The sequence below is a fragment of the Vibrio sp. R10-SG3-ISO10 genome (assembly GCF_059834185.1).
In genome coordinates, this window is record NZ_JCBDHG010000001.1 from 79974 (window position 1) to 92781 (window position 12808).

12 protein-coding genes and 2 tRNA genes are annotated in these 12808 nt (G+C 43.1%); 7 read left to right on the top strand and 7 right to left on the bottom strand.

Features of this window, described 5'->3' with window-relative positions; all coding sequences use genetic code 11:
• Positions 1-7: 7 nt before the first annotated feature.
• The 4 genes from AC6R16_RS00335 to tnaA all read left to right on the top strand — a co-directional run bounded on the left by AC6R16_RS00335 (position 8) and on the right by tnaA (position 4793).
• A complete protein-coding gene (locus AC6R16_RS00335) occupies positions 8-727 on the top strand; it encodes a response regulator (RefSeq protein WP_004745169.1) in 720 nt (239 codons plus the stop codon).
• A 30-nt stretch (positions 728-757) separates the two neighbouring features.
• The gene (locus tag AC6R16_RS00340; protein ID WP_500673177.1) at positions 758-2044 is read left to right on the top strand and encodes an ATP-binding protein; all 1287 of its coding nucleotides are present in this window, start codon (positions 758-760) and stop codon (positions 2042-2044) included.
• 151 nt (positions 2045-2195) lie between these two features.
• Positions 2196-3101: a VirK/YbjX family protein gene (locus AC6R16_RS00345; RefSeq protein ID WP_239855996.1), complete on the top strand. Its 906-nt coding sequence runs from the start codon at positions 2196-2198 to the stop codon at positions 3099-3101.
• A 282-nt stretch (positions 3102-3383) separates the two neighbouring features.
• Positions 3384-4793 carry a tryptophanase gene (tnaA, locus tag AC6R16_RS00350; RefSeq protein ID WP_500673211.1) on the top strand — a complete coding sequence of 470 codons (1410 nt, stop codon included), beginning with the start codon at positions 3384-3386 and terminating at the stop codon, positions 4791-4793.
• A gap of 61 nt (positions 4794-4854) precedes the next feature.
• On the opposite strand, the gene AC6R16_RS00355 is transcribed toward tnaA, so the two are convergent.
• Together AC6R16_RS00355 and AC6R16_RS00360 are read right to left on the bottom strand one after the other, a co-directional pair.
• Positions 4855-5322 (bottom strand): hypothetical protein, encoded by a 468-nt coding sequence (locus AC6R16_RS00355; RefSeq protein ID WP_500673178.1) that lies wholly within the window; start codon positions 5320-5322, stop codon positions 4855-4857.
• A complete protein-coding gene (locus tag AC6R16_RS00360; RefSeq protein ID WP_367939408.1) occupies positions 5315-5968 on the bottom strand; it encodes a winged helix-turn-helix domain-containing protein in 654 nt (217 codons plus the stop codon). Before AC6R16_RS00360 ends, AC6R16_RS00355 begins: the two co-directional genes overlap by 8 nt.
• A 732-nt stretch (positions 5969-6700) precedes the next feature.
• Between AC6R16_RS00360 and AC6R16_RS00365 the strand changes: the two genes are divergently transcribed.
• The 3 genes from AC6R16_RS00365 to AC6R16_RS00375 are packed head-to-tail and all read left to right on the top strand — an operon-like array spanning position 6701 to position 9389.
• The gene (locus AC6R16_RS00365; RefSeq protein ID WP_500673179.1) at positions 6701-7333 is read left to right on the top strand and encodes a hypothetical protein; all 633 of its coding nucleotides are present in this window, start codon (positions 6701-6703) and stop codon (positions 7331-7333) included.
• A 38-nt stretch (positions 7334-7371) separates the two neighbouring features.
• Positions 7372-8058 carry a response regulator transcription factor gene (locus AC6R16_RS00370; RefSeq protein ID WP_500673180.1) on the top strand — a complete coding sequence of 229 codons (687 nt, stop codon included), beginning with the start codon at positions 7372-7374 and terminating at the stop codon, positions 8056-8058.
• Positions 8055-9389: a HAMP domain-containing sensor histidine kinase gene (locus AC6R16_RS00375; RefSeq protein WP_500673181.1), complete on the top strand. Its 1335-nt coding sequence runs from the start codon at positions 8055-8057 to the stop codon at positions 9387-9389. Before AC6R16_RS00370 ends, AC6R16_RS00375 begins: the two co-directional genes overlap by 4 nt.
• Positions 9390-9465: 76 nt before the next feature.
• Here AC6R16_RS00375 and AC6R16_RS00380 read toward each other — a convergent pair.
• The 5 genes from AC6R16_RS00380 to AC6R16_RS00400 all read right to left on the bottom strand — a co-directional run bounded on the left by AC6R16_RS00380 (position 9466) and on the right by AC6R16_RS00400 (position 12747).
• Positions 9466-9542, bottom strand: a tRNA-Val gene (locus AC6R16_RS00380).
• Between the two features lie 36 nt (positions 9543-9578).
• Positions 9579-9655: transfer RNA gene (locus tag AC6R16_RS00385), tRNA-Val, on the bottom strand.
• A 167-nt stretch (positions 9656-9822) separates the two neighbouring features.
• Positions 9823-10461 carry a sugar transferase gene (locus tag AC6R16_RS00390; RefSeq protein ID WP_004745150.1) on the bottom strand — a complete coding sequence of 213 codons (639 nt, stop codon included), beginning with the start codon at positions 10459-10461 and terminating at the stop codon, positions 9823-9825.
• Positions 10462-10471: 10 nt separating this feature from the next.
• Entirely contained in the window at positions 10472-11659 is a 1188-nt protein-coding gene (locus AC6R16_RS00395) for a glycosyltransferase family 2 protein (protein ID WP_500673182.1), read from the bottom strand.
• Complete coding sequence (locus tag AC6R16_RS00400) at positions 11656-12747, bottom strand: glycosyltransferase (protein ID WP_500673183.1); 1092 nt, start codon at positions 12745-12747, stop codon at positions 11656-11658. Before AC6R16_RS00400 ends, AC6R16_RS00395 begins: the two co-directional genes overlap by 4 nt.
• Positions 12748-12808 lie beyond the last annotated feature (61 nt).

The following is a 12808-nucleotide window of genomic DNA, read 5'->3' on the forward strand; positions in this document are numbered from 1 at the left end:
AGTTTATATGCCAAATTCCGCTAATCAGACGCTCTTTATCGTTGAAGATGACCCTAAGCTTCGACAAATGCTGTGTGAATATTTTGTCTCTCAAGAGTTCAGTGTTACGACTTTTGAAGAAGGTGAAAGTGCCATTGATGCCATTGTTGAAAATCAGCCTGATATTGTTCTCCTCGATCTTATGCTCCCCGGTGTTGATGGGCTGACAATTTGTAGACAGATTCGTCCAAGCTACTCAGGTAAAGTGCTTATGCTGACAGCCAGTGATGACGATTTTGATCATGTCGCAGCACTAGAAATTGGCGCAGATGACTTTGTAACAAAGCCGATTAAACCGCGAGTTTTGCTCGCTCGGATGAGAATGTTGTTAAGAAGAGTTGAGGCGAGTACTCAATCGATACCGCAAGCAGCTAATTCGAAAGTGCTAGAGTTTGGTCAGTTGAAGCTTAATGATGCACGTAAAGTTTGCGAACTGGCAGGCGAGGTGGTTTCAATGTCTGATAGTGAATTTGATTTACTATGGGCTTTGGCCTGTTCTCCTGACGAAGTGTTGTCTCGGGATCAACTGACCAAGACGTTGAGAGGCATTGAGTATGATGGTCTAGATAGAACCGTCGACAACAAGATTGTGAGTTTGCGTAAGAAACTCGGTGACACATCTGCAACGCCAAAACGCATCATTACTGTCAGAGGAAAAGGGTATTTGTTTGTCCCAGATACTTGGTAATAGTCGACGAACTTAATCTTAAGAGGGTATATGCGCAGAATTTACTTGGAATCGTTTATCGGTTTATTGATCTTATTTACATTAAGTATTTTTGCGTATGAGTACATTATCTATGAACTCAATCCAGATTATGACTATGTACTGCAGGAAAGAGAAGGCGAAGCGTTCAGGGATATGGTGCTGACTATTTACCAAAACCAAGGTAAAGAAGCGGCTATTGATACTATGGAACGCGTGGTAGAAAAAACGGCCAAAACTCTGTTCGTTGTTAACTTGTCTGATGTACCAATAGACGTCGCTAACTTTTTCGCCCAAGACCCATCGAATCTCAATATCTATTTTGATGAAGAAAGACATTTCTGGTTTAAGCTGTTAGAGCCCAACGAGATTTACTACATCTCGCCAGACTTTCAAACTGAGCTACGCCAAGCAATTGAGTTTGATGATGATATTGTTTGGGGCTTCATTCTCGGGGGCTTCTTTGTCTACTCACTATGTTTGATTTTGTTCTTAAGCCGCAGAGTGCGGTTACTGGAAAATGCGACGGTTAAGTTTGCTCAGGGCGATTTTAACGTTAGGGCACCGACTAAAGGACGAGATGCTGTTGGTAGGTTGAATACCAGCTTTAACTACATGGCAGATAAGATTTCTAACCTTATTGCAAGTAACCGTTTCCTAACCAATGCGGTTGCCCATGATCTGCGAACGCCAATTTTCAGAATTCAATGGCAAGCTGAAATGTTGCAAGACCAGAACTTGTCTAAAGAGCAGCATGACAAAATAGCGAGCATCATCGAAGATACCGAAGAAATGGAGCGAATGGTCGATGAGCTACTGTATTTCGCTAAGATGGAACGTCCTGAAACTGAGCTGAGCCTCGAGCAGCTTAATTTGAATCATTTTCTACCTGAAGTCGTTCAGCGCTTACCAAACAGCCGTGATATTAATATTGCACTTGATATCGAAAGCAATGTAGAACTGTGCGCGGATCGTTCATTGTTAAAGCGCGGAGTAGTGAATTTGCTTTCGAATGCCGTTAAGTATGCGAAAAATCAAGTGCAGCTAAGCGTAAAAGAGTCTGATGGACACCTAGTGCTCATGGTAGAAGATGATGGTAACGGCATTCCATCTGAGCATTGGTCATCAATTTTCCAGCCATTTTACAGTGTTGACGCGTCAAGAAACAAAGAAAACAGTGGATTTGGCTTAGGGCTTGCGATTGTTGACCTAATCGTTAAACGGCACCAAGGCACTGTTGAAGTCGGTCAAAGCACCTTGGGTGGCGCTCAATTCATCCTGACATTCCCTAAATTGTAATCGAGGCTGACAAAGGCGTGACAAAGTCGCGACAAAGTAGATCTACATCTCATTTTTATGGTTTTGTACACTGTGCACTATCGCTTGCCTAACCAATTAAAAGGCAACGACTTTAAGAGCAAAGTCCCATACAGAAAATCGAGAGTTCTCTATGTCAGCCAACTACCTTAATTTTGTTTTATCGCTTCCTAAAGTCGCTGAAGCCGTATATCCGGATATTCATGGGCTTAAAAAGCTACGCTATAACGCGCGTTTTTGCTTATGGTCGTTGCTTAAACCAGGCGTTTTAAAACAGATGCAAGAACTCTTTGCTCAGCCCGATCTAAAAACCATCACGGACGTTAACCCGCGATTGCTCGAAAAGCCTCTTAAACCTTATGTTTGCTTGAACTGGCGCCCAGAACAGCGCGCGAAGAAAATCTATGAGCATTTTAAAACCCTCCATGAAATGTATGGCCGAGGGTTTTTAGACTTTTATTCCAATGAAGGTTGGCTTCTTGCTGAAATTATGGATTGTAAGCTGCTGTTGTGTGCGGGGCCTGAAAGAGAAGGCTCATTGGCACTAAAGCTGACAGATGAGAAAAACCGCGATCTGTTTACGTTGGCGTTTAATCTATCGACCACGCCACGCAGAGAAATCCACATTGGTGCGCTGCAAGGACCAGGGGATCACATTAGTGATCGAGGAGAGATCATTAAGTCACTGACTCGCGGTATTCATGGTTTACGTCCAAAAGCGTTAATGCTTGAAGTTTTGCTGATGCTCGCTCGCGAGTGGCAAGTAGACAATGTTTTCGGTATCACAAACAAAGGGCATATCTATCAAGCATTGAGATACACAGGTTCGAAGCGTTCAAGTGTGACCTACAATTACGCTGAATTGTGGACCGAATATGGTGGTGAACAAGTCTCTAAGTTTATGTACAAGATCCCACTTCAGCCACCGCGCAAAGATCCGAGTACACTTAAGAAAACGAAACGTCGTTTGTACACCAAACGCTACGCTTGGATAGAGGAAACACAAGATGTGGTCAAAACGCGTTTGAGTGAGCTTTAAAGACATTTAGCGAAGTGACATGTGAACAAAGATAAAGCCTGACTCATGTCAGGCTTTTTACTGAGATTGGTTTCAGTCATTGTCTTAAGGAAGGGGGTTTTGACGATTATTTATCCATAACTTACTCATTGGATCTTTCACCCGACTCTATGTTTTGTCGTAGCGGACACATATATGCAACTTAGTCCGTTTTACAAATCATAGATAAAATTGAAGGTGAAAACTATGACTACTAATCCAAATTCCTGTGCTTCGCACTGTACCCAAAAAGCCGACACTCGTATGAGCTATTTGCCAGAGCCATATCGAATTCGAGTTGTCGAGCCAGTTAAACATACGACGCGTGAAGAACGAGAAGCTGCTTTGGAAAAGTATGGATATAATCCGTTCTTAATTCCTAGTAGCGAGGTGTTTATTGATTTGCTGACCGACAGTGGCACGGGCTCTGTTACCCAAGGTATGCAAGCAGCCATGCTGAAAGGGGATGAATCATACAGTGGTAGCCGAAGCTACTACGTTTTAAAAGATGCGGTCAAAGACATCTTCGACTACGAACATACTATTCCAACTCACCAAGGACGCGGAGCCGAACAGCTCTATGTTCCCGCATTGATTGCTAAGCGAGAACGTGAAAAAGGTCTATGTCGTGAACAAATGGCCGCAGTTTCAAACTATTTTTTCGATACAACTCAAGGACATACCCAGCGAAATGGTTGCCGAGTGGTTAATGTGCCTACCGAAGAGGCTTTCGATACATCGGTCAAGTCCGCATTCAAAGGTAACTTTGATATTGAAAAATTGATCGTTGCCATCGAGGAAATTGGCCCTAAAAACGTGCCTTATGTTGTTAGCACAATTACATGTAACTCTGCAGGCGGACAACCAGTTTCACTAGCAAACCTCAAAGAAGTGTATGAGATAGCCAGCTCATACGATATTCCCGTGGTGATGGACTGTGCACGATTTGCAGAGAACGCGTACTTTATCAAGCAACGAGAGCCTGGTTACGAATGCTGGTCTATTGAAGAAATCACCAAAGAGAGCTTCAAGTATGCAGATATTCTGTCCATGTCAGCGAAAAAAGATGCGATGGTGCCTATAGGCGGGTTATTAGCATTTAAAGACTATACGCTTTCCGATGTGTTCCAAGAGTGCCGCACCTTATGCGTGTTGCAAGAGGGCTTTCCAACCTATGGCGGGTTAGAGGGAGGTGCTATGGAGCGTTTAGCCGTAGGTCTCTACGACGCTATGCGAGAAGAGTGGTTATCTTCACGTATCGAGCAGATTCAGTATTTAGTCGATGGACTTGAAAGAGTCGGTATCAAGTGTCAGCAGGCTGGTGGGCATGCAGCATTTATTAACGCGGGTGACTTATTGCCTCATATTCCAGCCGACCAGTTTCCCGGTCATGCAATGGCATGTGAATTGTACCGTGTGGCGGGGATCCGAGGGGCCGAAATTGGCTCTTTATTGCTAGGGCGAGATCCAAAAACAGGACAGCAGCTACCGTGTCCAGCAGAACTTTTGCGATTAGCGGTTCCCCGAGCGACATACACTCAAGCTCATCTTGATTATGTGATTCAAGCCTTTACCGAAATTAAGGAAAATGCTCACAAGATTAAGGGACTGACCTTTACCTATGAGCCACCCGCTTTGAGACACTTTAATGCTGAGTTTCGAATCCTAGATTAGTTTCGGGTATTAAAATGACAAAGCGCCATCGATGGGTGGCGCTTTTGTATTTTTAGTAGTGTTAGCTAAAAAACTTTTCCCAAATATCTAATGTACCCGATATTGTTCCTTTATGGACATAGTACCTAGGGAACGACTGGAAGACATAGATATCGTCGCCATCACGGATTAAGCGATAGAACAAGAACTTATAGCCTGATGAGATCTGGTTGAAATGATCATTTTCATCTTGCTTGTTGTCATCGACTAAAATCTTGCGCGAGTAGACAAAATAGATGGTTTGCTCACCTAATCGAAGTTGTCTTGCCTCTACTTTATACTTAGAAAGATAGTTACCGTCATCATCTTGTTTGGTTTGTAGTGCAACTACCTTTCCTCGATAACACGTTAAGAAAACATCTCTGTCATCATCAGGCACATGTAGTGTCATCGAATATTGGCAAGATGAGCCGTTTAAGAAAGCGTAAGTCGTAATAGATGCAAACAATCCTAAGACGATCACCGCTATTAAAATAATGCGTTTAACCATTACCTTTGACCTCCATTAAACCACTCTGACTTGAATAAAAGAATCTCCCTTCTTTACCATTGACGATTGATGGGTCGACACTGTCCCCTTGTATTGAACATAGGGTAGCTTTACCTGATTTTTGGCAGTCGACACGCACCCAAGAGAATACGATGTAAAAGGCGGCGTAGAGGCAAAACAACAAGGCACCAATAGCAATGGCTAGCTTAGCCCTTTCCCACCAAGTTTCGTAAAGGGGTGGAAAGCTTGTATCTTTATTGTCTGGGGGAGGGAGCGCAGTCTCTTGTAAGGAAGGTTCTTGTGGTTGGGCCCATTGAATTTCGGAAAGATCGATTCTATAACCCTTTCTAGGAACATTGGTGATTTTAATATTATTGAGATCGAGGATTTTCCTAAGGTTTGTAATCGCAACGGGTAAAGAGTTTGGACCTATTATATCTGGGCGTCCCCAAGCATCGACGATTAAGTCATCTCTGCTGACCACTTCTCCATCTTCCTCAACTAATCTTCTCAATACACTACTTTCAGGAATAGTGATAGAAAACGACTTTTCGTTGTCCAGTAGAATCTGAGCACCAGATTCATTTCTTTTTAGTAAACAGTTGCCGATTCTTAAATCGAAGCATTCCGTCCCATTTGTAGCCATAGAGCGCCTCCTTTGTAAGTGTAAATAGTTGGAGCTGACTTGTTAATTTGTCGGACTATTTTTAGTTATTAATATGTTAATTGTTCAGTAAATAATAAGTAATTTAGTGATTTTTAGGTGCAGTTGTGTGATCTGAAGCACGATGATAGCGTGTTTAGAGTAATCGCTTTGTAAGGGTTTGTATTGGCTTGTAAGGGGGGAAAGTAAGTAGAGGAGTTGATGTGAAAATGAGTAAAAAAGCCGGCTCCAAAATTGGGAGGAATGAAGCCGGAACAGAGAGTGAGAGTCGCCTAAGAAACTCACCTCACAGGCAAATTGTTGAGATTGATTCCTTGCGTTGAAGGAATGGAGTTGCGGTAAGTAGGTAGCCTCCTTTTTTTGTTAATAAATCTTGCATCATTTCCGGCTCGGATAGATGAAATGTACAGTGAACATTTGCGCCTTCTACCAAGTCATTTTCACAAATATCCATGAATGATTGAAAAGAGCGGCATATAAGCGTGTTAGCCATCCTTGTTTCTCCTGCGTCTCTTTGTATGTACGAGGTAATTCTGAAAGGAAACAGTTAAGCAGGGTATTTAATTAACGTTATTTATCCGTGAGGGGGAAGCTGACATGATGTTTGATAAGATCCCCCCAGTTAGATGACAAATATTTAATCTTGAGTTTAGAAAGGCGTTAGCTCCATTGATTAATCTAATTTCGAACTTAACCAACAGCAGGAATAAGATTATGAAAAAACTTACTACACTTAGCATCTTGATTGGCAGCATGATTGGCTTTAGCGCTATGGCGAACTCCATGGAGGATTCAAACAAGGCTAATCTTCTGCCTACTATGAGCGCAGAAACAGCGCTTAGTCAGATTAAAACGCTCAAGCCTGCTAGCTATGATTCTATTGAATTGATTGAACAAGAAGATGGTCGGTTTCTCTACGTTGCCACTGCAAAGCAACAAGCAGATCAAGAAACCATTTTCTTTGATGCAACAAGCGGTAAAGACGTTACCCAAACGATTCAAAAAGTTAACTTTTCACTTCAAGAGGTCCTTGCGCAAGTTGGTAAGACGCACCAAGGGCTCATTGTCTCAGCTCATTCTGATTTAGTGCCAGAATTGGGAACCATCTACATGGTAGAGCTTAAAGAGAGTTACGATGAGCCTCTATCAACCTTGCTAGTTATCGACGCTAAAACATTAAAAGTGATTGATACTGAAAAGGTCGATATGCAAGAGATGTTTTTCAATGATGAGGGCAACGTCGAGTTTGAATTTGGTATGTATGAAGAAAACTTCTACGACAATGCGCATTCTATTAACGCTGCCAATGACTTAGAATTGCTAGAAGTTGGTCTACAACAATCTTAAATGTCATGCAGCTAGGCTGGTCGCTCGGAGTTTGAGTTATGAAAATTTTATTAGTAGAAGACAACGTAGAACAATCGCGTTTTCTCAGTCATAGCATAGAGCAATCCGGGCACCAGACTGATCGAGCCGAGAACGGAAAGTTGGGTTTGATTTGTGCATTGCAAAATGACTACGACGTAATTATTTGCGATCGCATGATGCCTGAAATGGATGGTCTTCAGATGATTCAGGCGCTAAGAGCGAGTGGTAACCAAACTCCAGTATTGGTGCTCAGCGCATTGGATAGTGTAGAGGAACGTGTCAAAGGGTTAAGAAGTGGGGGAGACGACTATTTAGTTAAACCTTACGCTTATACCGAGTTGCTGGCGAGAATAGAAGTGCTGGCACGAAGACCAAGTGAATCGCAATCTCAAGCCAATAACACCGAGTTAAAGCTAGATTCCCTCTCTTTAGATACATATACCCGAAAGGCAAGGCGGGGAGAGGTAGACATAGCACTCAACACTCGTGAATATCAAATTTTACTCTATTTAATGGAAAATAAAGGCCGCATCGTGACACGAACCATGCTGCTAGAGAAAGTTTGGAATCATCATTTTGATCCGCAAACCAATGTCATTGATGTCCATATTAGTCGATTACGAAAGAAGATTGATCTCGATGGCTACAAGCCGCTATTGCACACCGTGAGAGGGGCTGGCTACGTCATGGAGGATCGCTCGTGAATTGGCTAAATGATCCTTTCCGCCGATTTCTAAACTTATATGCCATGCTAGTCGTGGCAGCGATTGTGTTGCTGATCGTGATGCGTACAAGTATCTATGCCTGGTTCATTGATAATAGTGTTTTGCCCATTGTGGCTTCTGAAGCTAACTACGTGTACGAGCTATGGGAAGAGTTGGGCCCAGAGGAAACCAAGAAGGTTCTGCGAGCCGATCACGAGGCCATCTTTAGCTATGTTTTCAAAGAGCATGTCACAGACCTAGAATTGAAAAAGCTAGATGCGTATGAATCTATGGGAGACATGGAATTTGGGATTGAATTTTATGTTCAGGAGAATGAAGAGTCTGATTACGTCAGCGTTGAAACTTACCTTCCCGAAGGAGATGGGTGGCGGACGCTAGAAGTTCGAGTAGAAGATGCCTTCTTTACTCAACAAACCCAGCTGATTAATGGGATCATTTACGCAGTTGGAGCTCTGATGATCGTAGGGTTTGTCATCGCTTACTTCATGATAAACAGCATTAAAACTCGGCTGACTGATATTAACGCCGCGAGCAACAACATAACTAAAGATAACGATTTACATCTTAGAATCCCCAAAGAAAATCTAGAGGGGCCGCTGTCAGAGACTATTTCAGAGCTGAATATGATGTTAGATCGCCTTGCTCAGTCGACAGAGATGACTAAGCAGCAAGCAAACAACATTGCGCATGACTTAAGAACTCCGCTTACGTCGATTTATCATCGAATTCAGCAACTTTCTGAGAATCACTCAGAACTTGAAGAAGTAGAGCAAATGGTGGCAAATCTTCTCAATACCTTTAATCAGCTGCTGCGAATAAGCCGACTTGAGTTCAATGGAGAACAGATAACTCAAAGTGCTGTCAATCTTCAACAGTTAGTTGAGTGTGCGACAGAGCTGTACGAGCCCGTTTTAGAAGATAATCAGTTAAACCTAGAGTTGAACATTGACCCGAAACACCAAATTAAAGCCAGCCACGAATTAATGATGCAGGTAGTGTCCAATTTGATTGATAACGCCTGTAAGTTCAATCAAGCGGGTAATACGATTCGAATCTCTTCAGCAGAGAAAGCAGACAGTGTAGAACTAACCGTAGCGGATCAAAGTGGCGGAGTAGGAGAAGAGGAATTAACCCACCTATGCCAAAAATTCTACCGCAGCGACAGCAGCAGAAATACAGAAGGCAATGGGCTAGGGTTAAGTTTAGTCGCTGCCGCCACAAAGAGAATGGGAGGCACCTTAGAGCTAAAGGATGAGTATCTCAAGGATAAGGTGGGACTCTCAGTCATACTGACGTTTCCAAAGGTTTAGTTTTTCAATTAGCAAAGTACAGATACAGCAAAGCCCGCTTGAAGCGGGCTTTGCGATCGTCCTGAAGGACTAAATTTGGTGGGTCCGGGCGAACTCGAATCGCCGACCCCTACCATGTCAAGGTAGTACTCTAACCAACTGAGCTACGGACCCAAATTTGTGTTCTTTACAACTGAATGCTTTAAGGAGTGGTGGGTCCGGGCGAACTCGAATCGCCGACCCCTACCATGTCAAGGTAGTACTCTAACCAACTGAGCTACGGACCCATTCCTTAAGAACGAGAGGGATGTTACCGAGAGTTATTCAATCGTGCAAGCGCATTTTCTTCGATTTTTACTCGTTTGCTTTATAACTAATCGAATTGTTGTTGTTTTACGCATTGCCAGTTAAAAAATGTGCATTAAATCACGTACATATCTCGGTTCGTTAATGGCTATTGTCCTCGGCCATCAAACATAACCACGATGGTTTTCGTGATAATGCTCATATCCATGCTTAACCATGACTTCATTGAGCACAATGAAAGAGCGTAACTATGGTCATAGCCAACTTTTCTACGAACATCATCAATACAAGTATCGTAACCTTGGTTTACTTGCGCTAGCCCTGTGATTCCAGGCATCACACCGTAAGTTCTATCAGCGAAGTAAGGAATTGCGTTCTCTAGTTTGCTGTAAAAGCTTGGGCGCTCTGGACGCGGACCAATTAATGACATTTCACCCATAACAACATTAAACAACTGAGGAATCTCGTCTAGGCGCGTTTTACGCAGGAAGCGTCCGACTGGGGTGATTCTTGGATCGTTTTCTGTCGCCCATACAGCACCAGTGCGTTGCTCGGCATCTTGATACATGGTGCGAAACTTAATGATTTCAAAAAATACCATCTTTTCCGGAGTTGATTTACCGACTCTCAGTTGCTTGTAAAAAACAGGACCAGGAGAGCTGAGTTTTATCGCCAGTGCGATAAAAGGCATGACTGGAGAAAGTAATAGCAAGCCAAATAGCGCGCCAAATAGGTCAAACAGACGCTTTGCTAACCAAATTGAAATGTGAGTTGATACGTTGCTCATAATAATCTCCTTATTGGCCTACGCGAGACCATTTTCCTGATTCAAGACCGAATAGGTAACGCATACCACCGATGAAATTTGCACAGTGACCTGCAACGATATAAAGCAGCAGTTTGCAGGCTTTATGACTAAAAATGTATGGCAATTGATGACTAAGTACTGCTAGTGAATAGAGCGCGATTTGCGCGATCAATGCTGCCATGAAGAGCGGGTTGTCCATCATGATAATTGAGCTGATTAAGCAGAATATCAGTAGGTAAGGGGTGATGAGTCTTAACCCTTTTCCAGAAAAGAATGCAAACGCAACGCCTTTGTACTTTGGTAAAAACATTTCGCAAAGTTCGATAGCTTGTTGCATGTTACCTGCGGAAATACGCAGTCTTCTGCTAAAGTCGTCTTTCTCGTTTGTTGCCTCCATCTCTAGTGCAACCATCTGAGGCTCATACTCTGCAACGTAACCTTGACGTACGATCGACATAGGAATAATAAAGTCATCATTGATAGTGTCAGCACTCATTGATTCGAATAGGTGAGTTCTAAACAGGTAGAAAGCTCCGTGCGCGCCTAGAGTAGAACCTAAGGTCGCTTCGCGCATCTTGAGTTTACTCTGATATTGCCAATAACATGCTTCGCCTTCATTACCCGGTTTGAACAGCTGGTAGTGGCCATTGACCACGCCAACCTGTTCATTATGAAAATGTTTGTTGGCAACCCATAATGCATCAATTGAAATGAGAGCTGAAACATCGCTCAGCGCAGTAATGTCACTCGTGATGGTCTTCATTTGTTCGTTGACGACCGCAACTTTGCCGCGATTAGATTCAAATGCTCTGATCTCGAAGTGAGTATCTGCACAAATCGCCTCTTGAATGGTTTGCTCCGCTATTGAGACAGTGTTGTCAGTACAACCATCGCAGGCAATGATTACCTTGTATTTGTTTTTTGGATAATCGAGCGAAGACAGGTTACGAATTTTGTCTGCGATCCATTGCTCCTCGTTGAATGCGGGAACCAAAATTGTGATGGTCGCGCAAGCTCTGTCCCCTTTAATACTTTTGAATCCACGACTACGGTGATTTATCGTTTTAAAAGGGTGCTGTTTCGAGTACCAAGAAAGCAGCACTGGGTAACCAACATGGTGATAGATAACCAAAAGGCAGCTGACGACAAATAGAATCGTGAGTAGTAAGTCGATCATGCGCTTTTCTCCTCTGCCAACATTTCATAAGCTCTCATCATGTCTCTGATGTCATTGTTGTGAAGTACAAAGTCACGCGGAGAGTCAGTGTGGTGTAGCTCAAGAGCAGTGAGGACACTAGCAGCGAGTGCTTGCGGGTTTTCACTCTCAAATAGGCTCCCTGTAATTGGGCAGAGTGTCTCACCTGTAGCTCCCACGTTACTTGCTAAAGTGACAGTGTCACACGACTGGGCCTCTAATGTTGAAAGTGGGAAGCCTTCACTACGTGAGGGAAGGCAGAACAGATCCAATGCTTGATAGAATCGAACCATGTCATCGACAAGACCTAAAAAGGTGACTCTATGGCTAATGCCAAGTTCTTTCACTTGTGCTTCGAGCTTTTTCCTTTGGCTACCTTCGCCTGCAATTACCAGTTCAATGTGATTCGGCAGTAAGGTCATTGCATCAATCAGCACATCGTGACCTTTAACTTTTTCAAGACGTCCAGCGCTACCAATAATAGTGCTGCGAACAGGAAGTCCAACAACTTGGCGAGCCAGATGTTTAGAGCCAGTTGTGAACTGTTCACAATCGATGCCGTTTTTGATAACCGTGACGTCTTTATAGTCGAAGTGACGGTGAATTTGCTCTCTGACTAAAGCCGCATCGGCAACAATACTTGGTTTCGCTATTTTTAAAGCAAAGCCTTGTAGAGAGCGATGTTTCTCGTTAGACAAATGCCATGCGTCGTGTTCTGTGTGGATTCTCGCCTTAACACCTGCCAATCTTGCGGCTATCGATCCATAAAGGATGGGTCCAATATGATGAGTATGGACAACGCTAGGTTTGAGTGTGCGGAATAATCTGAACAGCTGAACCAAAGTTTTAACACTGTATCCCGATGGTTTGTTCAAGAAGATAAGTTGGTTCTTAACGGCTTCAAGTTTCGACCATTTTGAAATGGATTCTTGTTTAGTCCCTTCTAAGCTAATGATGAGCACTTTCTGTTGTGGGTTAGAAAATGCGAGCATATTGAGAGCTAGCGCCTCTAGACCACCAGGAGAGAGGTGTTGGACCACATGGATGATTGTTTTGCAAGGTGTGCTCATACTAACTCCTAGACGATTAATTCCTTTAAGTTAGTAAGAGCATAGAGTGTGCCAGATTTTA